Source organism: Streptomyces liangshanensis, assembly GCF_011694815.1.
Taxonomy (GTDB): Bacteria; Actinomycetota; Actinomycetes; order Streptomycetales; family Streptomycetaceae; genus Streptomyces; species Streptomyces liangshanensis.
Window position 1 is genome coordinate 4,371,828 of record NZ_CP050177.1, and the last position, 22,764, is coordinate 4,394,591.

At 68.8% G+C, this 22,764-nt stretch carries 21 protein-coding genes; 6 read left to right on the plus strand and 15 right to left on the minus strand.

The window, feature by feature from the left end:
* Window positions 1-16: 16 nt before the first annotated feature.
* Complete coding sequence (locus tag HA039_RS18915; protein ID WP_167031219.1) at window positions 17-484, minus strand: hypothetical protein; 468 nt, start codon at window positions 482-484, stop codon at window positions 17-19.
* 73 nt (window positions 485-557) lie between these two features.
* Here HA039_RS18915 and HA039_RS18920 point away from each other — a divergent pair, with 73 nt between their 5' ends.
* Window positions 558-1,160, plus strand: a complete 603-nt coding sequence (locus tag HA039_RS18920) for an ArsR/SmtB family transcription factor (RefSeq protein ID WP_167031222.1) — start codon at window positions 558-560, stop codon at window positions 1,158-1,160.
* 149 nt (window positions 1,161-1,309) lie between these two features.
* Window positions 1,310-2,671: an MFS transporter gene (locus HA039_RS18925; RefSeq protein WP_425086361.1), complete on the plus strand. Its 1,362-nt coding sequence runs from the start codon at window positions 1,310-1,312 to the stop codon at window positions 2,669-2,671.
* 13 nt (window positions 2,672-2,684) lie between these two features.
* Here HA039_RS18925 and HA039_RS18930 read toward each other — a convergent pair whose 3' ends face one another.
* The 3 genes from HA039_RS18930 to HA039_RS18940 form a co-directional block, all read right to left on the minus strand.
* Window positions 2,685-3,464, minus strand: coding sequence for a polysaccharide lyase family 7 protein (locus HA039_RS18930; RefSeq protein ID WP_167031225.1), 780 nt, complete (start codon window positions 3,462-3,464; stop codon window positions 2,685-2,687).
* Between the two features lie 573 nt (window positions 3,465-4,037).
* Window positions 4,038-4,460 carry a carboxymuconolactone decarboxylase family protein gene (locus tag HA039_RS18935; protein WP_167031228.1) on the minus strand — a complete coding sequence of 141 codons (423 nt, stop codon included), beginning with the start codon at window positions 4,458-4,460 and terminating at the stop codon, window positions 4,038-4,040.
* Between the two features lie 84 nt (window positions 4,461-4,544).
* The gene (locus tag HA039_RS18940) at window positions 4,545-5,150 is read right to left on the minus strand and encodes a TetR/AcrR family transcriptional regulator (RefSeq protein ID WP_167031231.1); all 606 of its coding nucleotides are present in this window, start codon (window positions 5,148-5,150) and stop codon (window positions 4,545-4,547) included.
* Window positions 5,151-5,288: 138 nt separating this feature from the next.
* Between HA039_RS18940 and HA039_RS18945 the strand changes: the two genes are divergently transcribed.
* The 3 genes from HA039_RS18945 (at window position 5,289) to HA039_RS18955 (ending at window position 9,077) form a co-directional block, all read left to right on the plus strand.
* Window positions 5,289-6,311 carry an aldo/keto reductase gene (locus HA039_RS18945; protein ID WP_167031234.1) on the plus strand — a complete coding sequence of 341 codons (1,023 nt, stop codon included), beginning with the start codon at window positions 5,289-5,291 and terminating at the stop codon, window positions 6,309-6,311.
* A 64-nt stretch (window positions 6,312-6,375) separates the two neighbouring features.
* Entirely contained in the window at window positions 6,376-7,392 is a 1,017-nt protein-coding gene (locus HA039_RS18950; protein WP_167031238.1) for a TIGR03885 family FMN-dependent LLM class oxidoreductase, read from the plus strand.
* Window positions 7,389-9,077, plus strand: coding sequence for an alpha-amylase family protein (locus tag HA039_RS18955; RefSeq protein WP_167031242.1), 1,689 nt, complete (start codon window positions 7,389-7,391; stop codon window positions 9,075-9,077). The genes HA039_RS18950 and HA039_RS18955 overlap by 4 nt, the downstream gene beginning before the upstream one ends.
* Before the next feature lie 748 nt (window positions 9,078-9,825).
* Here HA039_RS18955 and HA039_RS34075 read toward each other — a convergent pair.
* Window positions 9,826-10,017 carry a hypothetical protein gene (locus HA039_RS34075; protein WP_167037104.1) on the minus strand — a complete coding sequence of 64 codons (192 nt, stop codon included), beginning with the start codon at window positions 10,015-10,017 and terminating at the stop codon, window positions 9,826-9,828.
* A gap of 657 nt (window positions 10,018-10,674) precedes the next feature.
* Window positions 10,675-12,057: an MDR family MFS transporter gene (locus tag HA039_RS18965; protein WP_167031245.1), complete on the minus strand. Its 1,383-nt coding sequence runs from the start codon at window positions 12,055-12,057 to the stop codon at window positions 10,675-10,677.
* A gap of 242 nt (window positions 12,058-12,299) precedes the next feature.
* Here HA039_RS18965 and HA039_RS18970 point away from each other — a divergent pair, with 242 nt between their 5' ends.
* Window positions 12,300-13,061: a phosphoglyceromutase gene (locus tag HA039_RS18970; RefSeq protein WP_167031248.1), complete on the plus strand. Its 762-nt coding sequence runs from the start codon at window positions 12,300-12,302 to the stop codon at window positions 13,059-13,061.
* A 464-nt stretch (window positions 13,062-13,525) separates the two neighbouring features.
* Here HA039_RS18970 and HA039_RS18975 read toward each other — a convergent pair whose 3' ends face one another.
* The 9 genes from HA039_RS18975 to HA039_RS19015 form a co-directional block, all read right to left on the minus strand.
* Window positions 13,526-13,936: an AlbA family DNA-binding domain-containing protein gene (locus HA039_RS18975; protein WP_167031251.1), complete on the minus strand. Its 411-nt coding sequence runs from the start codon at window positions 13,934-13,936 to the stop codon at window positions 13,526-13,528.
* Between the two features lie 37 nt (window positions 13,937-13,973).
* Window positions 13,974-15,308 (minus strand): DUF262 domain-containing protein, encoded by a 1,335-nt coding sequence (locus HA039_RS18980; RefSeq protein WP_167031254.1) that lies wholly within the window; start codon window positions 15,306-15,308, stop codon window positions 13,974-13,976.
* A 774-nt stretch (window positions 15,309-16,082) separates the two neighbouring features.
* Window positions 16,083-16,415 (minus strand): DUF5959 family protein, encoded by a 333-nt coding sequence (locus tag HA039_RS18985; protein WP_167031257.1) that lies wholly within the window; start codon window positions 16,413-16,415, stop codon window positions 16,083-16,085.
* A 31-nt stretch (window positions 16,416-16,446) separates the two neighbouring features.
* Window positions 16,447-16,824 (minus strand): hypothetical protein, encoded by a 378-nt coding sequence (locus HA039_RS18990; protein ID WP_167031260.1) that lies wholly within the window; start codon window positions 16,822-16,824, stop codon window positions 16,447-16,449.
* 91 nt (window positions 16,825-16,915) lie between these two features.
* Complete coding sequence (locus tag HA039_RS18995) at window positions 16,916-17,902, minus strand: DUF6879 family protein (RefSeq protein WP_167031263.1); 987 nt, start codon at window positions 17,900-17,902, stop codon at window positions 16,916-16,918.
* Between the two features lie 46 nt (window positions 17,903-17,948).
* A complete protein-coding gene (locus HA039_RS19000; protein WP_425086362.1) occupies window positions 17,949-18,962 on the minus strand; it encodes an SCO2521 family protein in 1,014 nt (337 codons plus the stop codon).
* Between the two features lies 1 nt (window position 18,963).
* Window positions 18,964-19,953 carry an SCO2522 family protein gene (locus HA039_RS19005; RefSeq protein WP_167037107.1) on the minus strand — a complete coding sequence of 330 codons (990 nt, stop codon included), beginning with the start codon at window positions 19,951-19,953 and terminating at the stop codon, window positions 18,964-18,966.
* Between the two features lie 35 nt (window positions 19,954-19,988).
* Complete coding sequence (locus HA039_RS19010) at window positions 19,989-20,906, minus strand: SCO2523 family variant P-loop protein (RefSeq protein WP_167031266.1); 918 nt, start codon at window positions 20,904-20,906, stop codon at window positions 19,989-19,991.
* A 3-nt stretch (window positions 20,907-20,909) separates the two neighbouring features.
* Window positions 20,910-22,751, minus strand: a complete 1,842-nt coding sequence (locus tag HA039_RS19015) for an SCO2524 family protein (protein ID WP_167031269.1) — start codon at window positions 22,749-22,751, stop codon at window positions 20,910-20,912.
* Window positions 22,752-22,764 lie beyond the last annotated feature (13 nt).

The following is a 22,764-nucleotide window of genomic DNA, read 5'->3' on the forward strand; positions in this document are numbered from 1 at the left end:
TGCGCGAGCACGAAGCTCAGATACGGGCCCTGACCTGCTTCACCGGATGGCCGAGCCGGTCCGCGAGCGCCGTCAGTTCGTCGTCGCCGAACCAGAGGCGGTCGGGGTTCCAGAGGGCGATCTCGAAGCGGGCGAAACCGCAGGGCCAGTCGTACTCCAGCGCGTCCAACGTGGTCGATCCCCCGCAGCACGGGACTTCGACCGCGAGCGTGGCGAAGCCGTCGTCGCAGTGGGCCTCCAGGAGATCGGCCCACCACTCCGCGCCGATGGTCGCCCGGCACAAGGGGCACCCGATCCTCTCCAGGTTCCCCCCGCAGTCGACGGCGGTCACGACGTCGTGCCACGTCACGTCGATCTCCACGTCCACCCCGTCGGACACCCCGGGAGTCAACTCCTCCACCAGCGCGACGGCGTGATCGGCCGCCTCGCGATCCGGCTGCCACCACGGATCGCTCGGAATGATCGACAGAACGTCGTCGCTCATCGCTTTCCCTTCTCCCAAAGAAATTCTGCAAAAATACTTTTGCAGAGGCGTGTTCCCGCCCTACGCTCCTCGCATGGTCAGCGACGAGCAGCGGCGGGTCCTCGATCCCGAACATGACGCGGCGGCCCTCAAGGCCCTCACCCACCCCCTCCGGATCCGGCTCCTCGGGCTGCTCCGGCAGGACGGTCCCGCCACGGCGAGCGAACTCGCCGTCACGACAGGGGAGTCGTCCGCCTCCACCAGCTACCACCTTCGGGTCCTGGCGAAGTACGACTTCGTCGCGGAGGCCGCGCACCGTGACGGGCGGGAGCGCCGGTGGCAGGCGGTGCACTCGGTGACCTCGTGGAACAACACGGCGATGACGGGCTCCCCGGAGAGCCGCGCCTTCGTCAACTTCTCGCGCAGGCGCCAGATCGAGCACCTGGAGGCCTCCGTCGACCGGCACGAGGCGGACATCGCGGAGGGGCGGTTGGGCGAGGAGTGGTTGGAGCCGTCGGGCTTGGTGGACCTGATGCCCCGTCTGACGCCGGAAGCGGCTGGTGAGTTGTGGGAGGTGTTCCACCGGACGCTGGACGAGCTGGCCACCCGCGATGAAGGGGACCCGCGCGCCGAACAGGTCGTCGTGGTCGTGGCGGCGCTGCCGCTGGCGGCGAGGGGGGACGGGGAGACGCCGTGACGGATCCTGTTTCGCCGGGCCGCGTACCTGCTGGACCTGCTGGGCCCACTGGACCTGCTGGACCTGCCGCACACCAAGCGTCCGCGCCCCTCACCCCCCGCACCGCCCGGCGCCGGTTTGTCGCCGTCTCGGCGCTCTACTGGCTGCCGGTGGGCCTCACCATCGCACCGCTCATCCTCCTCTTCACCGAGCGCGGCATGGCCCTCACCGCCGTCGCGGGCTTCTTCGCCGCGCACTCCCTCACCGCCGCCGCCCTCGAACTGCCCACCGGCGGCCTGTCGGACGTCATCGGCCGTCGTACGGTCCTGGCCGCCGCCGGACTGTTGGGCCTGGCCGCCTTCACCCTGCAAGCGCTGGGCACCACCGCGTGGGTGCTCACGCTGGGCATGGCCCTGATGGGCGCGGGCCGCGCGTTGTCGAGCGGACCGGCGGAGGCCTGGTACGTCGACACCGTCCAGGCGTACTCAGGACCGGACGCGGACCTCCGTACCGGACTGGCACGCGCCGGTACGGCCACCTCCGCCGCCCTCGCCGCCGGCACCCTCCTCGGCGGCGGCCTGCCGTGGCTGCTGGGCCTCGGGCCGGACCTCGGGGCGAAGTTGCGCGAGGCCACCTCGGGCCTCGTACTCCCCCTCTCCGTACCGTCGTTGCTCGCCGCGGTCCTGGAGATCGTCTATGTGCTGTACGTCCTGACGGCCCTGCCCGAACCACCTCGGCCACGCGCCACCCTGCGCGGGGTGCTGCGTGGCATACCCGTCACGGTGGGGGAGGGGCTGCGGTTGGGCGGCCGGGACGCGCTGGTGCGGCGGATCCTCCTGAGCGCGGGGGCGGCGGGCGCCGCGCTCGCCGTCCTCGAACTGCTCACCCCGGGCCGGGCCGCCGACCTCACCGGCGCGGCGGAGTCGGGTGCGGTGGTGTTCGCGGGGCTGGCCTGCGCGGGCTTCGTCTGCTCGGCCCTGGGCAGCCACCTCGCCCCGCTGGCGGCGCGGGTGGCGGGCGGCGGCGAACGCGCGGTTCTGCTGAGCCTGGGCACGGGGGCGGTGGGGCTGTTCCTGCTGGGCGTGACGGTGGTGGGGGCGGGAGCGGGGACGGGGGCGGGCACGGGAGCGTTGCCGCTGGTGGGCGGGGTGGTCGGGTTCGGCCTGGTGTACCTGGGGCTGGGCGCGGCCGGCCCGAACGAGAACGACCTGCTGCACCGCCGCGTCAGCGGCGCGGGCCGCGCGACGGCGCTGTCGGTCCAGTCGCTGGCACTGCAACTGGTCGCGGCGGTCGGGGGGTTGGGCGTCAGCGCGTTGCCGGCCGGCCCGACGCCTTGGTTGCTGGGAGGCGGGGCGCTGGTGGGGGGAGGGGCGCTGTGGGTGGGTCGGGCGGATCGGGCGGATCGGGGGAGCCGGGCGGGCCGGGCGGATCAGGGGAGCCGGGTAGGCCGGGGAAGCCAGGTGGGCCGAGGGACCCTGGGGGAATCGGGCCCTTCGGCCGCCGGGCGGGGGAGCGCCCGGCGGCCGGGGTAGGAGGGGCGGGCGGTCAGCTGTGGGAGACCGTCAGCCCGTAGAAGCCGACACGCGCACCCTTCGTGGTGCTGTCGGAGGACGACTGGTTGTACGAACCGGCCTTGAAGTACTGCTTGTACGGCTTGAAGGACGACGGGATCGGGTAGTGCGTCGTACTGCCATTGACCGTCAGGTCGATCTGGTTGCCGCCGGAGACGGCGATCGTGTACGTCCAGGTCTTGCCGACCGACACGTGCCCCACGGTGTGGGGGGTCTGGCCGCCGTCGGGGGAGTTCTCGATGCCTGCGACGATGTCCCCGCTGGAGCGGTAGTACAGCTCGACGAGCGGCTTGGTGGACGTACCGCCCGAGCCGAGGTGGATCTGTCCGACGCAGACGTTCGAGGTGACGGACACGACGCGGAGCGTCGCGCTCAGCTTGTGGCTGCCGCTGAGGGACCAGTCGGCGGCGCTGCCGTTGGAGTTCATCTCCCGCAACTCGGAGCGGGCGTAGTTGGAGTTGGGCGTGGTGACGCCCTTCTCCGGCGCCCAGAAAGTCATCGCGCCGTCGCGGGTGTCGGTGTAGAAGTACGAGTCCTGGTAGCCGTTGGCGCCCTGGAGCCGGGACGACGAGATGGTCGTCGGCGAACCGGGCGAACCCACCGGCTCCTGCAACTGCCACACCGACAGGTTGAAGTTGCCGCCGGGCGCGACGGCCGGGTTGGCGGCACTGGCACTGGTACCACCCATGACGCTGAGCGCGGCGGCTATGCCGGCGGCGGTGGCCACGGCGAGGAGTCGGGAACGGAGCTTCATCTGGGAATCCTTCACACGTGAGGTGGTGGGGGGATGAAGGCGAGGGGGAATCGAGGTCGTCAGGTCTAGTCCAATGTGGCCAGATGTGATTAACACGGGGTGGTTGGCCGGTCAATGGTCTTCAAAAGGTAAAGAGTTCATCGCCGCAGGTGGGAATGCTGAGGGCGGCGGAAAGCCAAACCCAAACATGGAAAAGGGCCGCGAGCCGGAGGCACTGTCCGAACAGCGACTACGGCGCGGCCCTGTCGTGTTGGCAACGTGGGGGCCGCCCCTTGCTGTCGAGTGTCGCGGGCCCGACCCGGGCGTCAAGGGCGCTCCTCCGTCGCGTCGGCTACGCCGATTCCGCTGCGCTCCACCCTTGACCCCCGGCCCGGACCCGCAAGTGAAGGCCGAGGGGGGCGGCCCGGGGGGGGAGGGGTCCCCGGAACGGCCCGGGGGCGGTTGCGCTCTCTTCCGGGGCGCCGGCTCCGTGCTGGGCTTGCGCACCACTTGAATGGGGCGGCAGGCCGGCGGTGATGTGCTCTAGGGCCCTGTTAACGAAACACAGGACACAAGACCGGGTGGAGGAGAGCCTCAGGCGGACTCGCCGGGCGGGGTGGGGAGGAGTCCTCGTTCCGTGAAGACCTTCTTCGCCACGAAGGTGGCGTTCAGGGCCTTGGGCATGCCGCAGTAGACCGAGGCGTGCAGGAGTGCTTCGGTGATCTCGTCTGGGGTGAGGCCGACGTTGAGGGACGCGTTGATGTGGACGTCGAGCTGGGGCTCGCACCCGCCGAGGGCGGTGAGCATGCCGAGGGTGACCAACTGGCGGTCCCGGGGCGCGAGGCCGGGGCGGTTGTAGATGTCGCCGAACGCCCAGGCGACGACCTGGTGGCCGAGCTCGGGGGAGATGTCGGCCAGCGAGTCGATCACCTTCTGCCCGCTGTCACCGTCGATCTCGGTGAGCACCTTCATGCCCCGCTTGAAGCGGTCCTGGCGGGTCTCCGCGGTGTCGGCCATGTCGTTACTCCGTTTCGTGCTGCTGGAGCTCAAGGAGACTCCGCTGGTCATGGGAAAACCGTAGAACTTGGAGCGTGCTCCAGGTCAAGGCTTGCCCTGCCTCGCGGCTGGGGGTGTGCGGAGTCCGTCGATCAGTACGGTCACCATGCGCTGGTTGTACTCCGGGCCCTGGCCCGGCACCGGCATGCATAGGTTGGCGATCGCGTAGAGCAGGTCGTGGGCGCTGACGTCGTCGCGTACCGCTCCGGACTTCGCCGCCGTGTCCAGCAGGGTCGCGAGTGCGGGGCCGACCTTTTCCAGGAAGTAGCCGGGCAGGGCCGCGTAGGCCGGGTCGCCCGAGTGGAGGGCCGGGGCCAGCCCGCGCTTCGTGCCGAGGAACTCGGTGTACCGGCGCAGCCACTCCGCGAGTGCCTCCCCGGGCTCGTGTACGGCGCTGAGCTGCGGGCCGGCGGCCGCGCACGCGTCGATCCCCGCCTCCACCACCGCCTTGACCAGGTCCGACCGTAGCGGGAAGTGCCGGTAGAGGGTCCCGACGCCGACGCCGGCCAGGTCGCCGATCTCCTTGGCGGGCGCGTCGACGCCGGACGTGTCGAAGACGGTCCTGGCGGCCTTGATCAGGGCGTCCACGTTGCGCTGCGCGTCCGCGCGGATGCGGCGGGGTGGTCCGGTGCGGTCGGCTTCGTCGGTCATGGTCCTTCGGTCCCTCCTGGCGTGGTCCGGTTGCGTAAGCGGAAAGGCTTTCCGTATAGTTCTTATCCGGAAAGGCTTTCCGTTTAGCTACAGGGTAGGGCACCCACGGGTGCTCCACCACGACCCAGGAGGCTTCCCATGCGGTACCGCACGCTCGGCCGTACCGGCATCAAGGTCAGCCCGTACGCCCTCGGTACGCTGATGTTCGCCTCGACCATCGGCAACGCCGACCACGAGGACTCGATCCGCGTCATCCACAAGGCGCTGGACGCCGGGATCAACTTCGTCGACACCGCCGACGCGTACGCCGACTCCGAGGAAGTGGTCGGCAAGGCGCTCCACGGGCGCCGCGACCACGTCGTCCTCGCCACCAAGGTGAGCCGTCCGATGGGCGACGACCCCAACCAGCAGGGCACGTCCCGCCGTTGGATCGTCCAGGCCGTCGAGAACTCGCTGCGCCGGCTGCGGACCGACCACATCGACCTCTACCAGATCCACCGTCTCGACCCCACGACCGACGTCGAGGAAACCCTCTCCGCGCTCACGGACCTGATCCGCAGCGGAAAGGTACGCGCCATCGGCTCCTCCAACACCCCGGCCTCCGACATCGTCGAGGCGCAGTGGGTCGCCGAGCGCCGCGGCCTGGCGCGCTTCCGTACCGAACAGCCCGCGTACTCCCTGCTCAATCGCGGCATCGAGCGGGAGGTGCTGCCCGTGGTACGGCGGTACGGCATGGGCGCCCTGGTCTGGGGGCCGCTCGCGCAAGGGCTGCTCACCGGCCGCGTCCGCAAGAACCAGGAGAACGGCCTGCGCCGCGCGGGCTACTTCAAGCACCTCACCGACGAGCACCGCATCGACGCCGTCGAGCAGTTCATCGCGCTGGCCGAGGAGGCGGGCATGCCGCTGACCCACCTCGCCTCGGCGTTCGCCATCGCCCACCCGGGCGTCACCAGTGCCATCGTCGGCCCGCGCACGACGGCCCACCTGGACGACCTCCTGGCCGGCCTGGACGTCACCCTCACCGACGACATCCTGGACCGGATCGACAAGATCGTCCCGCCGGGCACCGACGTGGGCGCGCTCGATCAGGCCTACGTCCCGCCGGAGTTGGACACCGCGGCCCTGCGCCGCCGCCCCCTCACCGAGCGGGCCGCCGCCTGACCCTCCCGGGAAACCCACCGTGCTTCCGCTCGACTACTCTCCGGGACGAGGGTACCCGCGACGTATGACCGTCTACGGATTTCACGCATCGCACGAACAGGTGCCTCCCGGCGACCTGTTGACCGCGGTCGTGCACGCGGAGGAGGCGGGTTTCACCGCCGCCATGTGCTCGGACCACTTCTCCCCCTGGAGCGCCCGCCAAGGCGAATCAGGCTTCGCCTGGTCGTGGTTGGGCGCCGCCCTCCAGGCCACCGGACGCCTCCCGTTCGGCGTCGTCAACGCCCCCGGCCAGCGCTATCACCCCGCCGTCATCGCCCAGGCCATCGGCAGTCTCGGCGCGATGTTCCCCGGCCGCTTCTGGGCCGCGCTCGGCAGCGGTGAGGCCTCCAACGAGCACATCACCGGCGACCGTTGGCCCCGCAAGGACCTGCGCAACGCGCGGCTGCGCGAGTGCGTCGACATCATCCGCGCGCTGCTGCGCGGCGAGGAGGTGAGCCACGACGGGCTGGTGACCGTGGACCGGGCCAAGCTGTGGACCCTGCCCCGCAGCGTCCCGCCGCTGTTCGGCGCCGCGTGCAGCGAGGCCACCGCCGGCTGGTGCGCGGAGTGGGCCGACGGCCTGATCACCGTGAACGCCCCGCACGGACAACTGCGCCGCATCGTCGACGCCTACCGGTCCGCCGGGGGCTCGGGGCCGCTGTACCTCCAGACCCATCTGAGCTGGGCCCCGTCCGAGGACGAGGCCCGCGCGCTCGCCCACGACCAGTGGCGTACGAACGTCCATGGCCCGCCTGCCAGTTGGGACCTGGACACGGCCGAGCTGTTCGACGTCGTCAGCGAGCACGTGGGGGACGAGCAGGTGGCCCGCTCGGTACGGGTCTCCGCGGACCTCGGGCAACACGCGGCCTGGCTCCAGGAGTACGCCGACCTCGGGTTCGACGCGGTGATGCTGCACCACGTCGGCCAGGAACAGGACGCGTTCATCGACGCGTTCGGCGCGAAGGTCCTGCCCCGGCTGGACGTCACGGAACCGCCCCCGGCCGCCGCGGGGACCAACTCGGCCGAGGAGGTCGCGCGATGAGGCTCACCCGTACCTCGGACCTGTGGTGGAAGGACGCGGTCGTCTACTGCCTGGACGTCGAGACGTACCAGGACAGCGACGGCGACGGCTGCGGCGACTTCGCCGGACTCACCCAGCGCATCGACCACTTGGACCGGCTCGGGGTGACCTGTGTCTGGCTCATGCCGTTCTATCCGACGCGCGAGCGCGACGACGGCTACGACATCACCGACTTCTACGGGGTGGACCCGAGGCTCGGCACGCTCGGGGACTTCACCGAGTTCGTCCGCACCGCGCGCGACCGCGGCATCCGGGTCATCGCCGACCTGGTCGTCAACCACACCTCGGAGCACCACCCTTGGTTCGAGGACGCCCGGTCGAGCCGGGACGCGGCGCACCGCGACTGGTACGTCTGGCGCGACGAACCCCCGGAGGACGGCCCGAAGGACATCGTCTTCCCGGACGCCGAGACGAGCGTCTGGGAGTACGACGAGCGCACCGAGCAGTACTACATGCACCGCTTCTACAAGCAGCAGCCCGACCTCAACGTCGCCAACCCCGAGGTACGGGACGAGATAGCCCGCATCATGGGCTTCTGGACCCAACTCGGCCTGTCCGGCTTCCGGGTGGACGCCGTGCCGTTCCTGCTGGAGACCGACGGACAGCCCGACCAGCTGCCCGACCCGCACGAGTACCTCGCCGACCTGCGCGCCTTCCTGGGCCGCCGCGACGGCGAGGCGATCCTGCTGGGCGAGGTGAACCTCCCGTACGAGGACACCGCCCGCTTCTTCGGTGAGCCGGGCACCTCGCGGGGCGACGAACTCACCATGTGCTTCGACTTCATCGGCATGCAGCGGATGTACCTGTCGATGGCACGCGGGGACGCGACCCCGCTGGCGCGGGCGCTGCGCGAGCGGCCGGAGCCGCCGAGGGACGCCCACTGGGCGACGTTCGTCCGCAACCACGACGAACTGACCCTCGACAAGCTCTCCGACGACGAACGGGCCGAGGTCTTCGCCGCGTTCGGCCCCGAGAAGGACATGCAGCTGTACGACCGGGGCCTGCGCCGCAGGCTCCCGCCGATGGTCGACGGAGACCGCCGCCGTACGGAACTCGCGTACAGCCTGCTCTTCACGCTCCCCGGCACGCCGGTCCTCTTCTACGGTGAGGAGATCGGCATGGGCGAGAACCTCGCCGCCGAGGGCCGCCAGGCGGTCCGTACCCCGATGCAGTGGACCGGGGACGACAAGGCCGGCTTCTCCACCGCGGACCCCGCGGACTACCCCAACCCGCTGGTGGAGGGGGAGTTCGGCCCGGCCCGCGTCAACGTCCACGACCAGCGCCAGGACGCGGGCTCCCAACTGGCCGTCCTGCGAAGGCTGGTGGAGTCCTACCGCGAGAGCCCCGAACTGTCCTGGGGCGCCCACGAGATCCTCCCGGCGGGCGACGACGCCGTACTCGCCCACCTCGCCACCACGGGGGACGGGGCGGTCCTGGCCCTGCACAACTTCGCCGGGCACGGGGTGGAGGTGGAGACGGAGTCGCCGCGGCTGTCGGGGGGAACGCTCCTCACCGACCTGCTGGGGGAGAACGACGTCACGGTGGGCGAGGGCGGCAAGGTCAGGGCCGAACTGGAGCCGTACGGCTACCGCTGGCTGCGCGTGAGCACCCCCTTGGACGACCCGGCGCGGGCTACGGCGGACTGAGGGTGCGGGCGGGGGCGTAGTCGGGGTCGGCGTTGTTGTGTTGTGTGACGTGGGGGCCGCCCCTTGCTGTTGAGTGTCGCGGTTTCGGGTCGGGCGTCAAGGGCGCTCCTTCGTCGCGTCGGCAAGCCGATTGCGCTTCGCTCCACCCTTGACTCCCGCCCCGAAACCGCAAGTGAAGGCGAGGGGGGGGCGGCCCGGGGGAGGGGTCCCCCGGGAAGGCCCGGGAGCGGCTGGGCTATCACGCCGGGCTGCGGCTCCGGTTGGGGTTTTGCGCACCAGTTGAATGGGGCTGTGCGACTCGGCTTAGCGGCTAGCCGGCCGTCTGTTGGCGGGCGTACAAGCACCGTGTCTGGGCTGGGTGGGTGGAAGGGGAGGGGCTGGCAGTCTCCCCCTTCCGGCCGGTGATGTGCCCTGGATACGCACTAACCGAACACGGCACACAAGACCGGTTGTCAGCGGCGGGTGTGAGGAACTGTCGCATGATGCTGTGCGACTACTTCTCCGTCAGGGACGACCGTGCCACTGCGGCTGACGCCCTGGGGGCTCAGGCCGACGGCCTGCGCGTGTATTGCTGGTGGTCCTTGTGAACCACCGGGGCCCGACGTGTTGTCGGAGGTGCTTAGAAACGCCGGTCTTCTCCCGGTACGGTCCCGGGACGCGGGGTGACCGCTCTGCGTGGTCGTTGAACACACGCGGACGAGCCACGGACCATGGCTCGTGCTCAGGCGCTCGTGCGGGTCATTCATTCCTATTCGTCGGCACTATTGTTCCCACCCAGGCCCCGGCGTCGGTTCTTCGTGGACGCCCCCACCATCTTGCCTGCGGCCACCGTTATGGTCGCCACGATACGGACCCAGCGGGGCCCACCACGCTCCGCCCACACCACACACACGCACCCGCCGACAGCGAGCGCCAAGACGCCGAGCAGTGCCAAAATCATCATGCTTCCCACCTCTGCGTTCTTTCGGTCCTACTGATCGTCTCAGGTAGGGAAGAGCGTTCCTGCGGGGATGTCCCCGTACGGGATCGTCAGCAGCCAGGGGATCCGTTCCCTCGACGTCGGGGACCATCGGACCAACGGGTCCGTATTTCCCGCACGCCAGCTGACCACGGATCTCAGACACGGTGCTTGTACGCCCACCAACAGGCGGTGGTCAGTCGCTGAGCCGTGGCCTGCCACCCCATTCAAGTGGTGCGCAAACCCGCAACCGGAGCCGCAGCCCGGAAGCGAGCGCAACCACCCCCGGAGTGTCCCGGGGGACCCCTCCCCGGGCCGCCCCCCTCGGCCTTCACTTGCGGTTTCGGGGCGGGGGTCAAGGGTGACCGAAGGTCATCGGCTTGCCGACGCGACGAAGGAGCGCCCTTGACGCCCGACCCGAAACCGCGACACTCAACAGCAAGGGGCGGCCCCCACGTTCACCGAACAACCCGGCCCACCCCGACCACGTCTCGGCAGCGCCCGGCCGGGCCCCGCACCCAAGGCGAAACACCGCGCCGCCCGGCCCAGAGAGCCAGGCGGCGCGGTGGGGGGACGGTTGGTCAGGCCGTCCACCTCCGATCATCGAAAGAGATGCCGAAGGACGCCAGTGCTTGGCGACTAGTCGCCAAGCGAGGAGCCGGCCGCCGGCGGCGCCGCGGGCAGCGGTTCCTTCACCACGCTCTCCACAGCCACCCCCGCCGCCTCCTCGCCCACCCCCGCCGCCTCCTCGCCCTCGGGCCCTTCCTCGCCCAACCCCCGCATCAGCACCCAGTACCCCAGCCCCGCCACCGTCCCCAGCACCGCGCACGTACCCCACAGCCACTCCGCCCCGAAGCGGTCGATCACGAACCCGCCCACCAGCGGGGCGACCAGGGCGGACGCGGCCCAGGACAGCGTGTACATGCCCTGGTAGCGGCCTCGGCCGTGGACCGGGGAGAGTCGTACCACCAGCCCCGTCTGGGTCGGCGCGTTGACGATCTCGGCCAGGCTCCAGACGCAGACGGTCAGGGCGTAGACGGCGATCGAGTCCGCGAAGGCCGTCAGGCCGAAGCCGTACCCCGCGAGCAGCGAGGACAGGATCAGCAGCCGCCGCGGGTCCCGGTGCTCGATGAAACGGGTGACCGGGATCTGCATCACGACGATCAGGACGCCGTTGACGGCGATGGCCAGTCCGTAGTCGGCGCTGCTGAACCCGTCCGCGCCCATGGCCACGGGCAGGGCCACAAACCCCTGCATGAAGATGAGCGAGACGAGGAAGGAGAGCCCGACGACGCTCATGAAACGCCCGTCCCGCAGCACGGCCCTCATGCCGACATCCGCGGCGACCGCCTTCTCCGCGACACTGCCCCCCACCCCCTTCACCCGCTCCGGCCGGGACGTGGGCTCCGGCCGCGACTCCGGCAGCTTCAGGAAGACGACCACCGCGCACGCGAGCGTCAGCAGAGCCTCCCCCAGGAAGCCCGCCAGGTAGCTGTACTCCGCGACGAAACCCGCGCCCGCCGAGGAGATGGCGAAGCCGAGGTTGATCGCCCAGTAGTTCAGGGAGAAGGCCCGGACGCGGTCCTCGGGGCGGACGATGTCCGCCATCATCGCCTGGACCGCCGGCCGGGACGCGTTGGACGTCATCCCGACCAGGAACGCGACCCCCGCGATCGCCACCGGGTGGTGCATGAAGCCCAGGAGCGCCACCGACGCCGCCGTCGAACTCTGCGCGATCAGCATCGTCGGCCGCCGCCCGAGCCGGTCGGTCATCACCCCGGCGACGAGGGAGGAGACCACGCCGCCGAGGCCGTGGAGGGAGACGACGAGGCCGGCGTACGAGGCGGAGTAGCCGCGGTCCATCGTGAGGTAGAGGGCCATGAAGGTGGCGACGAAGGCGCCGAGCCGGTTGACCAGGGTGCTCGTCCACAGCCACCAGAACTCCCGGGGCAACCCCGAGACGGTCTCCTTGGCGGCACGCCTCAGACCGGACGCGATCGTGCTGGGACCGGCGACAGGCATGGACATCCCCCAGGGGCGGCGAAGAGGCAGGTGGTACGGGAGGTACGAGCGCGACCGGCCCCCCACCAGGTAAGCGGCTCATCGCCTCCAGGCAACTTACCGAGGCCCGGCGGAGGAACGCCACCCAATACCCGGCAGCTCCTGGCGGCACTCGAACCGAAACGTCTCCGACCACCGCTCCGACCACCGCTCCGGACGCCCCTCCAGGCGGCCGATCGGGCCCTGCCATTAGGCTCTGAGGCATGGCCGACGCACCGTACAAACTGATCCTCCTCCGCCACGGCGAGAGCGAATGGAACGCCAAGAACCTGTTCACCGGCTGGGTGGACGTCAACCTCACGGAGAAGGGCGAGAAGGAGGCGGTGCGCGGCGGTGAGCTGCTCAAGGACGCCGGCCTGCTGCCCGACGTACTGCACACCTCCCTCCAGAAGCGCGCCATCCGCACCGCCCAGCTCGCGCTGGAGTCGGCGGACCGCTCCTGGATCCCCGTACAGCGCTCCTGGCGCCTGAACGAGCGGCACTACGGCGCGCTCCAGGGCAAGGACAAGGCGCAGACGCTCGCCGAGTTCGGCGAGGAGCAGTTCATGCTCTGGCGCCGTTCGTACGACACCCCGCCGCCGGCCCTCGAGGACGGCACGGAGTTCTCGCAGAGCGCCGACCCGCGCTACGCGACGATCCCGAGCGAGCTCCGCCCGCGCACGGAGTGCCTCAAGGACGTGGTGGAGCGCATGCTCCCGTACTGGTACGACGGCATCGTCCCCGACCTCCTCACGGGCCGCACGGTCCTGGTCGCCGCCCACGGCAACAGCCTCCGCGGCCTGGTCAAGCACCTGGACGGCATCTCCGACGCGGACATCGCCGGCCTGAACATCCCCACGGGCATCCCCCTGGTCTACGACCTGGACGCCGACTTCCACCCACTCACCCCGGGCGGCACGTACCTCGACGCGGACGCGGCAGCGGCAGCGATCGAAGCAGTAAAGAACCAGGGCAAGAAGAAGTAACCAGTCACAAAAAGCCCCAGCCCCCTACCCGCGAGTTCTCCGCCGGTAGGGGGCTTGTTGTTGCATCTGGACCGTCTGTAAGCCGTCAGATACGGGAGGGTTCGATCCAGTCGTTGCGAAGGCTGCTACAACCGCAGCATTGCGAGCGATTCCGGGCTGCATGGCATTGGCGGGCGTAGATGCGTTAGCTTCGGCGCCGAGTGGCGAAGGGGTTTGGTGCTGCAGCTAACAATTTGCACTTAGGTGCTTGCCGGCGCTACGAAGTGCTCTTCATCTCGCCCAGCAGTAAGAAAGCCTCGCAGATTGCAGCCGTTGGGTTGATTGGATTTGGCCGTCTTGTGGCCCGACTTAATTTTTTGGATCAACTGAGCCTGTCCGGCTTGAAGTCGATCGCGTCAAACGGAGACACCGAGAGTCTTTCTTTGGTGGGGCCCGAAACTGGCGCCCTGAACATCTGATTTGAGTCAGAAGTTCCGAGAGATGTGGGAGAGGAAATCGTCAGTTTCCATTTCGTGCGTTGAAGCGCCGACTCTCACGAAGAACCTGTTCTTGTATGAGATGGGCTTGCCGAGTGATCGAGGCTTCAAAATCCAGAGGACTTTTCCGTCGCAGACTAGTGGGCTAAAGCTGTGCACGAGATCGGCCGAGAAGTCTGAGTCAACTGGGGCAGACTTAATCTTTTCCTGCCATTTGAGCCACCAGGAGTCGATGGTGTAACCCAGGTGAGAAACCTGCTCTTCGGTACCCACCACATGCTGCCCATGAATTTCGACCGGAGTCACGCCGAAGAGTTCAGTCGATCGATGTGCCGCCGAAGGCTTGTCTGCGACCCCGATCAGAATAAGACCGGTTGTATCGCGACTCCAGTTTGCCATGCCGACTGCAGTCTGCATTACTTCGTCGAACAGGTCTTCATTCTCGATCGGTGGGTCCGAGTAGGCAGAATCCTTGCTTGAGCTCGACGAGAGGATCCTCGTTGACTGGGCCCTGCAAGTAACTTTCGATGAGTAGCCGCGCATTGAGCTGTTTGGCGATGCTTTTGGGTTCGCGCTTGAAGAAAGCCTTCTTGATGCGACGCTTCACTTGCGGGTAGAGCTTGGCCTTTTCGTCCTTACCCCAAGCGCTTCCACCGGTTGGAATGGCGAGATCGCGCCCCCAGAAGTTGTCCAAGACGTTACGAACAGCTTCAGTTGAGAGCGGTTGCATCTCATCTAGAAAGATGAGTTCATAGACAATAGAGAAGACAGCCTGAAACTGTCGGCGTGTGCCCTTTTCGTAGGTCTCCAGATGAACCATGTGACGTCCAAGCGGACCGCAGTCACGCATGGCTTCATCCAGTAGTTCGATTACTGCCACGATGCGTTGCTGAAGGTTTTCAATGCCGATAGCAGTAATGGCAGCATTAACTTCATCCGGGGAAGCTGATTTGATTTTGCGTGGCAAGCCGTATGCCACATCTCGATTTTGCCACCCGCTGGTGGGCCAGGGGCTGAGAACGGCATCGAGAACCAGGTCCAGAACCATTTCCTCGTCACCGGACGAGCGAATATCGTCTGCCCCGATGATGTTGTGGCGTGTCCAGAAGATTCGGTCGAGGTCTAGTCCGTATTCGAGATCTTTTCGCGAGATTGAGAGCTTTTCCATCTCGCTGAGGGTGAGAGCCTCTGCGAAAGTCCCGTCGCCTCGGATGGTGGCGCTAGTGCGTCGTACTACGTCAGACAGTGGCCCAGTTACACCTGCCTGTCGGATCTCATGCAGGCTCAAGCGCCTTCCGCCGCTATTGATTCGTCGGAATACTTCGTCGATCGACGAGGTTGCCGCATCGCGATAGGTTGATACGGGAATTTGATAGTTGGCAATCTCCAAGGATGTCTCGCGCGACATTACGGGGGTCTTTTGGGTGAGCTCTCCTGAGTGGAGCTTGGCCAAGGTGTCGCCTGTCGTGGCCAAATCGAAGTATGCGCCTTCATAGGGATACTTGTTCTCCATGAAGGAGAAGAATGCTTCCAGGCGCTGAAGTCCATCGATCAGCTCGAGGATTTCTGCGCCTCCCTTCCTTCTCTGAGCTAGAAGGATAAGTGGGATCGGTAGCTTGTTGACGGCGGAGTCGATAAGCTTCTCTTTTTCGTCGCGGGTCCATACAAGCTTTCGCTGATAGCGGCGGTCTACAAGGAGCTTATTCCTGTAGTACTGGTTGTATAGCTGGTGGAGGTTCTGCCCCTGGACGGACAGCTCTGAACTCTGCATGCCTATCACCGTAGTCGACGCGGTTGGGGTTGATGACGCTTTCTCAGAACTGGGCCAAGGGCGCCCCGTAAATGATCTTTATCTGTGGGTAGGCTTGGTAAGCAGATTGGTGCAAGATGCCATTAGGGCTGGTAGGTCGGCACATGGCAAGGCTTCGCCGTCGTATCTTTCGTCATCTCGGTGTCCTGCGGCATCCGGGGGCACTCATGGCAGGAGAGAGCATGCTACGAGCGAGCACTTGTCGCTCGGGCTGGCCTCGCACCGAGTGCGAGCTGGGGAAGTTGCGGTGCGGTCGCGAGTTGTTCACCCCTCGCCGCGGTGTCCGGGCAAGGTTGACCTACTCGTTCCAGTCGTACACGGAGGAAGGCCACCAGATCTTTGCTCACGGAGCCATCCTGGACGATGCGCCCTGACCAGTCGCCTCATTTACACGCTGTGTACCGGCGGGCAAGCCGAGGGGAAAAGATCTTTCTGTTGCTGGTGCGATCACGGCGTAGGAGCCTTGTCTCGGGAGACTGCCCACAGGGCCGAGCTTCCGTATCCCCTTTGGTTGGTGCCCCAACCTGGGAAGGTTGGCAGGTCTCGACGTGGACAGCCGGCGCCCTCGTAGCGAACTGTTCGCTGCTTGTTACCTCATGCTGGTGGCCGAAGATGCCGCACCGGCCCGTCGCTGCTGGTACGCGCCGGGTGATGTCTCGACGACAGACTCGGGCGAGTAGGTTGCGCTGTTCCGTGGTCCACTTCGGTGGTGAGAGTGGCCCCGACGACGGGCCGTCATGTACGGACACCCCAAGACCGCCGCTCTCGTTCGGCTTTGAACTTCATGGAAGGTGTCCGCCTCGATGTGAGCCACGTGGCGGACCGGCCGGACTTCAAGGTCGCCAAGGCGTCCTCCCAGTCCTCCAGGTCCCCGGGGAGGAGGGTCACCGGGAAGGTGCTGGTGACGGATTCCGTCGTGATGGCGATCTCGCCGTCAAGGAGGTCGTGGCCGGTCAGAATCCCGGGCTGACTGCGACCCAGGACGCGCACGGAGACACTGTGTCCGCTGGTGCCGGGGCTGTCGGCCAGGTGGATCAGATTGATGACGCCGTCCGTCGAGTGGTCCACGGACTCCCTCCCCGAATCGACCCGCTCAAGGTTATTCGGCGCCGGTCCTGGACTTGTTCAGCGTCTGGGCCACCAGCAGGGCGCATCCGGCCGCTGCCCCGGCCGCTGCCCCCGCCGCCAGGTAGCTGTGCGAGGAGCGCCAGGAGAGGACCGACCAGCGGGACTGGGCGGAGAGGACGGAGCCTGTGCTCAGCCAGGAGCCGGCGGAGATCAGGGACAGGGACGAGCCGATCGAGCCCGCCGACAGGGCGCTGCCGATCGAGCCGATCGACAGGGCCGACCCTACGGAACCGATCGACAGGACCGAGCCCACCGAGCCGATCGACAGGACGGAGTCCTTGGACCACAACGAGAGCACCGAGCCCGAGGAGGAGCCGGTGCGGGACGACCGTACGGGCAGCTTTGTCATGGGGACATCCTGCCCGTCGGTCGCTCCCTTCGGGGCGGTGTGTGCGGAAGACGCGGGTCTCCGGGCGCGTCCTTCCCGGGCCGTCCCGTCGCTATTCGCCTGCCTCCCACAGGGCCCGGAAGCGTTGGACTCGCTTCGCTACTCTGTCCGCGCGCAGGTCCATGATGGTTTTGGTGTTGACGCCGCGGAGGTCGAAGCCGATCTCGTACGACAGGGACTCGTCGAAGACGATGAAGTCGTTCGTCTCGTCCATGCGGGCGATCGGGGAGAGTTCCGACAGGGCCAGGACGCGGGCCTCGATGCCCAGGCTCTGCTGGTTGTCGCAGAACTGCTGGAGTTCGTGGGTGTTCTGCTCCGGGGTCTCCACCAGGAACAGGCGGCGGATGCGCACCTGGCGTTCCTTCACCGCGTCCCGCTGCGCCCGCAGGTAGCGCTGGCCCAGTTCGCTCGGCCAGAAGTCGCGGTCCACCGACGTGCTGGTCGCGTCGATCGTCAGGGCCGCGCAGTGCGTGAGGCTCACGATCCAGTCGTGGTCCTCGCCCTCGTAGTCCACCAGCTTCTGGTTGAGGTTCTCCATCAGCGTCGTCAGCCGGCTGATCTCCTCCCGCGCGAACGCCTGCATGATCGCCGGCGCGCTCGACCCGACCTGGGTCGCGCTCCGAACCAGGCGCGTCACGCCGTCCGGGGGCAGGGCCGAGCGGTCCACCAGGCCGAAGAGCTCGGTGACCTCGTTTATCCGGGCGAAGCCGCGCGCGACCAGCCGCGTCATCTCGGCGTTGTGCTCGGTGAGCGTGCTCTCCACGCCGCCCAGCCGCCGCTCGAAGTCGATCATGTACTGGATGATCAGCGACGCGCCGCCCAGGAAGATGGAAGCGGTCAGCTTCCACACCTCCGGCTGGTCGGTGATGTTCGTGAGCAGGTACGCCGTCCCGCCGATGAACGCCGTGATCAGCGTCTTCAGCAGGAACGGCGGGATGCCCAGCGGCCCGGGCCCCGGCCCCGGCCGTGCCCCCGCCCCCGGCGCGGGTGCGCCTCCCGAGCCCTGCCGTCCCGGCGATCCGTCCGTCTGTCCGACCATGTGTGCGAGTCCCCCCGATGGGATCGTGCGGCGCGCCGTCCGGCCCTCAGCCTCGATGGAGGGTGGTCAGGGCGGGGTCGTGCCGCAAGGAAACGGCCTGTAGGGCCAGTTGGTCCCTGATCCGCTGGACCAGGGTCTGCCACTGCCGGGTGAAGCCTGGTTCTTGTTCCAACACCTCCCACAGCGGGCCCAGCGTCCGGTCCGCACGCGCTCTCGGGATCCACAGGTGCAGCAGGTGGTCGACGGCCGGACGCAGTGCCATGACCGCGTCGCGTCCGTCGACCGACCCGAGCCGGCTGCGCTCGACCATCCGTACGAGAGTCGTGAGCAGCCAGTCGTGCAGGGCCAGGTCCTCGCAGAGACGCGTGGCGGCGGCGGGTCCCGTACCCGCCGGCAGCCGCAACTCCACGGTGCGCAGCCCGTCCTCGGCCAGGGTGAAGCGTTCGATCGAAGGGCCCTCACCGTCGGGGGCCGGTAGTGCGACCCAACGCAGCCGAGTGCGCCGGGACTTGAAGGGTGCCCGTTGGTCGAGCAGTTGATGCCTGAGGAGCCTGCCGAGCAACCGTTCCGAGATCGCGCCGAGATCCAGTTCGCCGGGCTGCCGGGCCCCGGTCAGCAATCCCTCGGCGACGGGCCGGGCGGCGAGCTTCCCGAACGGTACGAGGACACCCGGGCGGGCCAAGTAGTTTCCCCACGGCTGCCGTTGGTCGGGTCCGGCGGCGGGGGTACGGAAGACCGCGCCGGCCTGGAGGACGCGGCCCCCGGTGAGGACGGCGCGGGCGGAGACCGTCCCGACGGCTCTGACCCTGGCGCCGGAGGAGGTGGGCAGCCGGCAGTCCACCCCGGTGAGCAAGTCGGCCGACTGGGCGTAGGGGTTGGGGCGTTCGGAGACCAGGACCCGTTCGTCGCCGCGCAGCCGCAGCAGGTCGGCGGCGGCGCCGGCGGGCAGCGACTGGGCGTGCTGGAGGAGCGCGGTCCGTACCTCCCCGCACATCACCGCCCACCCGTCCGCGGTGTCGCCCGGGGCCGCCACGCCGGGGTCCCGCCCGGAGGCCGCCATCTCACGGCCCCGCGTAGAACACGTACGACGCCCGGTCGGCGATCTCGTCCGGGACCGCCAGCCCCTCGCGCGCCGACCGCTCCGCGACCTGCCGCAGCGCGCCCCGGTCCGCGTCGACCTGGTCGAGGATGACCCGCACCGCGTGCTCGACGGACAGGAACCGCGACGGCAGGACGGAGGCGGTGCGGTACGCGGAGAAGGGCGCCGCCGACGCGTTGAGCCGGACGAGCGGCGGCAGGTCGTCCCACCGGCGCGGGAACGCCCCGCCCTCGGACCAGGCCCGGGGCGGCAGCACCGACTCGCCGTGGTGCCGCAGCAGCCCGAGCCGCGCCAACTGCCAGACGGCGGCGAGGAACGGGCACGACCAGGTGCGCCCGTCGTCGCCGTCGTCCCACATCTCGACGTCCACGAAGACGGAGTGGCGCCGGGCGGCGGTCTCGGTGGGCGGGGCCCAGGCGGGGGCCTGCGCCATGGCCTCCGGCGTCCCGGTGTCCGGGCCGCGTTCGCCGTTGGCGAGCCAGCCGCTCTCCCCGGCGGGCGGCCGGGAGCCGTCGCTGCCGGCCGGCGGTGATTCGACGAGGCGCCGCGCGACGCCCTCGGCGACCGCGATCCCGTCCGCGACGGCGCAGCCCGACTCGCGGGCCAGGTAGTCGATCGTCAGCCCGGCGCCGGCGGCCTCGGCGAGGAGGATCGGGATCAGTTCGGCGGGGGAGGAGAAGCGGGTGAAGTAGTCGTCGATGAGGAAGCACGTGCTGATCCGGGGGCGCCGCCCGCCGACTGCGGCGGACGCGCGGACGGCGTCGGCCCAGGGCCGTACCCGCGCGAAGTGCTCGCGCAGCCGCTCGGGGCCGGCTTCGAAGTCCTCCATGTACAAGTGGCCCAGTTCCAGGGAGACATGGGCGAGCGGTACGGATTGGGTACGGGGCTCCGCGGCGGTCTCCCGGAAGACCGCGCCCCCCGCACCGGCCTCCGCCGAGCCCGCCCCCGCCACACCCGTCCCCGCCACACCGGCCCCCGCCCCCGTCGTCACGTCTGCCCCCACGCGTCGTCGTCGGTCAGCCGCGCCGCCAGGTCCTCCAGCGCCTGCCGCGTCTCCATGTTGGCGACCCGGCTCGCGAGCACGTCCTCGTCGGTGATCAGCTGCTCCCGCCACTGGAGCACCGGCTCCAGCGGCACCGCCCCCAGCACCCGGCTGAACCCGATGTCCAGCTCCGCCGCCAGCTTGTTGAGGTCCTGGTCGCACTTGCGCATCCACGCCGACTGGGCCGGCGGCACCTGCGACCAGAGCGCCGACTCGGGGTCCGGCACGGCGGCCCGTACGAACCGGATGTTGCCCCGCAGCCGCTCCTCGTCGTGCCCGCGCGCCACGCCGCCGGCCACGATCCCGCGCGTACCGAACACCAGCCCGGCGGCGGCGATCACGTGCTGTCGCGTCCAGCGGTGGTAGACGAGCCAGCGGGCGTCGACCTGGCTCAACTCCGGCCGGGAGGTGGCGTCGAGGACCATGTCCGTCGCGTAGCTGCGGCCCGCGCTCAGGTCGACCACGATCAGGTCGAACTCACTGTTGAGCCGCAGGAAGAGGTCCACGCACCGGTTTGTCGCGTCCTTCCCGACGGCGAACTCGCCGCCGCTGCGGTCACCCGGCAGCAGCACGAGAGCGCCCGACCCGGTGGGCCGTTGGCGCAGCACCTCGTGCTCGGTGTCGGCCCACACGTCGATCCGTACCGGCTCGGCGGCCTTGCCCTGGAGGTACGAGTGCAGTCCGCCCCGCTCGATGCCGCGCAGCGCCCCCGGCACGTCGAAGACGGCGGCGGCGGTGGGGGAGCCGAAGTCGAAGTCCAGGTAGCAGACGTCGTCCCCGGCGAGCGCCTTGCGGTAGGCGACGTTGGCGCTGGTGACGGAGCGGCCGGTGCCTCCCTTGTCGGAGGCGGCGAAGACGAGCACCGTTCACACTCCCCGGGAGGCGGTATGTCTGGCCAGGGCCAGGGTGTCCAGTTCCCCGAGCACGTCCAGGGTCAGCGCGACGGCCGTGCCGGGCTGGTCGTCGAGGATGAGCCGGGCGCGGCGCAGTTTGACCTCGACGCTCTTGAGCGCGATGCCGTGGGAGCCGTCGGCGAGCGAGGTGGGTTCCAGTTGCTCGTTGCCGAGGAGGTGGGTGGCCTCGCTGAGTAAGGCGGCGGCGAGGGTGGCGAGTTCGGAGCTGCGGATCGGCGGCTGGGTGTAGAGCTGGCGCGCGGCGACCATGCACTCGGTGACACGCTCGGTGATGTTCCACGACAACGGCGCCTCGTAGGGCGGCGCTTCGGGGTACACGGCCTGGATGTGGTCCCAGAGGCCGGCGCCCTCGCCGGTCCTGATCCGGCGGGTCCAGACATGGTCGAAGATCCGCTCGGCGAGGCGGAGCAGCCGGTCGTGGGCCGATATGTTCCGGGACAGCGCGCAGAGTTGGATGCTGCGCTTGAGCAACTGCGCCGAGAAGTCGCCCATCGTCCACTCCATGGGCGGCCCGATGCGCTGGCTCCCCTGGAGCGGCAGCCGCACGCCGGGCTGGTGCAGCCCGATGGCGGAGTCGTTCTGGGTCATGCGGCTGGTGATACGGCCCCGTTCGGCGAGGCGCTCCATGATGCCGACGGTACGGGTGAGGTCGTCGTCCGTGGCACGGCGGCGCACCAGGTCCTGGACGAGGATGGCGGCGACGGAGAGCGAGAAGTACTCGGACTCCAGGCGCTGCCCCGTCGTCCGCCAGGGGATGTCCTCCAGCGGCCAACTGCCCTCGCCGAAGCGGGCGATGCCCGACCAGTACTGCTGGGTGACCTCCCAGCGCAGTCGCAACGCCTCGGCCAGCCGCTGTTGTTCGGTGTTGAGCAGGCCGAGGGTGAGGGTGCGGTCGGAGAACAGGTCCTGGATGCCGTCGAGGGCGACCACAGTGAAGTAGAGGTACGGGATGGGATCCGCGACCCCGTCCGGCTGCGGGCCGATCGGCTCGACGGTCTCGACCGGCGGGGCGTCCTTGACCAGGCTCCAGGCCCAGCCGATCTCGAAGAGCTGGTTGTCGTCCTTGAGGCGGTCGGCGACGTCGACACCGAGGGTGAAGCTCTCGCTGACGGTGGCGCGCAGCGCCTTGAAGCGGCGCTGGAACTGCTGGAGGACCACCCGCTCCGAGACCTGGCCCTGGCCGAGGAGCTTGCCGAGCGTCCGGCCCTGGGGCTCCTCGGGGTCGAAGACGTTGACGGTGAACGAGCGCAGCAGGCTGACCATCGCGGCGGTGAGCCTGACCTCGGTGGCGGCCTTCAACTCGTCGATCAGGGCGCGCACTTCGGCGCGGCGCGTGCGGGTCTCGTAGACCTTGAGGAAGCCGAGGGTGGCGAGGGAGAGCGTGATCGACATCGAGAAGGCGTCCACGACGCCCAGTTCGCGCTGCTCCGGCGTGAGGTCCCGCTCGGGGTCGCCGGAGATGAAGTAGTAACCGCCGGAGAAACTGGGCCTCTTGTCGTCCGCCGCGTGGGTGCGCATGAACTCGGCGAGGAGCGTGACGAGCTTGCCGGGGATCTCCAGGCGCCCGCCGACGTTCTTCAGCGCGGTCTGGACGTCCCGTTCCGTCGTGTCCGGGTCGTCCAGCCGGAAGGCCGGGATCTCGGTGGCCGGATACATGAGGCAGAGCAGCCGCTCGGCGTCGGCGACACTGCTTCTGCCGCCCCATTCACCCCACTCCCATTCACCGTCCTCGAACGAGTGGCGCGCAATTGCCTGCCAGATATCCAGCAGATGCTGGCGTGGCTTGATCTGCATTCCGTATCCCTCC